The 1,597-nt window shown below is 51.7% G+C and carries 2 protein-coding genes; both read right to left on the bottom strand.

From position 1 onward, the window contains the following. Positions 1 to 283: 283 nt before the first annotated feature. A complete protein-coding gene (epsE, locus tag ACRC1E_RS00695; protein ID WP_438513188.1) occupies positions 284 to 1,099 on the bottom strand; it encodes a polysaccharide export protein EpsE in 816 nt (271 codons plus the stop codon). Between the two features lie 183 nt (positions 1,100 to 1,282). Continuing rightward, positions 1,283 to 1,597 (bottom strand): exosortase C-terminal domain/associated protein EpsI (locus ACRC1E_RS00690; protein WP_438513187.1); only part of this gene is annotated, 315 nt, incomplete at its 5' end.

The following is a 1,597-nucleotide window of genomic DNA, read 5'->3' as shown; positions in this document are numbered from 1 at the left end:
GTCAATAGTGTCAACATCAGCACGATCAGGCCTAAGCGATACCTGGCGCGCATGATCAGAAGCAACTGATAAAAGTTCATTCCCCCTCCTCCGGCAAAGCAAACAAAACACCTCAGTCCCGCATGTAAAGCGGTATTGCCGCTACCGTCTCAGGTATTCTCCGCCAAACTACATGCAGGACATGAGCACATCCAACTAGCCACCGCTAGCCATATCCGCTGACGACTTTACGCATACCGCTTTATAAGCGGTGCCGTGGTTCGTTCTCTTCGCAGATAAAAACTCAAAACAGGCTCTCGCGGACATAGATGACGTCATCACTTCTGACCGAATCCGCCATATCAAGCTGCTGCTTGCTGAATTTTCCGTCGGCGCCCTTGCGTTCGACACTCAGCCACATTTCCGTACCGCGTACGGTAGGCCCGCCACCTTGCGCCAGCGCCTGCTTGATCGTCATCCCCCGTTCTATGCGATAGGCGCCGGGGCGCTGTGCCTCGCCATAGATGTAATACATGGGTGCCTTATGCACATAGAGCACATCCCCACCTTGCATCAGGATGTCATCCTCACCATTAGCCTGCTGCGCCAGATAGAGCGCAGGGACATCGATTTCTTTCCGGAATGGTTTCCCGTCACGATTTCCGCTAACAACCACCATGTCTGCGCCGGTTGGCGTCGTACCGCCCGCCAGTGCCAACAAGTCGGATAGCCGGGTATTCGATGTTTCCAGCGGGAAACGTCCGGGACGATTAACCTGCCCCAAGACCGAAACCTGATTACCCCTGACCTGCATCAAGGCAATATTGACCTGTGGCTGCTCGACAAAACCGCCCTTCTTCAAGGCCTTGGCAATGACTGTCTCCGCATTGGCTAGCGACAAGCCCCCCACCCTGACCTGTCCGATCAATGGGTAGCTGATGCTGCCCCCCTCTCCAACGCGGGTCTCCAGCATCAAATCCGGATTCTGAAATACCTGCACCCGGATAGCATCCCCCGCACCCAACTGGTAGTCAGAAGGACTTGCCCAGGCATTGACAGTGCCAAGCAACAAGGTGCAAGCCAATGCCTGCTTCAACTTGCGTACCAATAAAGCCTTCATGATGGATTCTCCACAGATAGTACAAAAGACAGGCGGCCGGAACGAGTTCTGCCGTACACGCTGCAGAGAATTTAAATATCTGCCATGCAGTGCATATCTTGTTTATAGATTTATTTATTCAAATTGGAAGGGACGGTGGGAAATTTTTTATCGGAAAGCAAATCACGCATACTTGAATCCAGATCAACTGCTCAACGCCGATCCAAATAGCCGTTCGCGATAGCGTGGCATTACGGCAGGCATCAATTGCGCCAGAAAATTGCGATGTAATGTATAAGCTGCATGACTATCCTGATTGATGGAAGAAACACGAACCAGCAAACCATCAGGAATAACCCGCTGACGCAAGGTATAGTCAAGCTCGGCCCATTTTTTCATTTTCGAGTCGGCAAGAGCCGTACTTCCTACAGTAAACCAATAGGTGACAGGCTCAAACCGCCTGTTGTCCAATACAGTTTCCAGATGGCGTACCTGCATTTTTTCACTTCCGAAAAGCAA

This window comes from Craterilacuibacter sp. (assembly GCF_051659485.1).
In the GTDB taxonomy this organism is placed as follows: domain Bacteria; phylum Pseudomonadota; class Gammaproteobacteria; order Burkholderiales; family Chromobacteriaceae; genus Craterilacuibacter.
This window is presented reverse-complemented; position numbering and strand designations above follow the sequence as displayed.

Bases quoted from the DNA above. Each gene is read 5' to 3' on its own strand.
- epsE (WP_438513188.1), bottom strand. From the start codon at position 1,099: ATGAAGGCTTTATTGGTACGCAAGTTGAAGCAGGCATTGGCTTGCACC.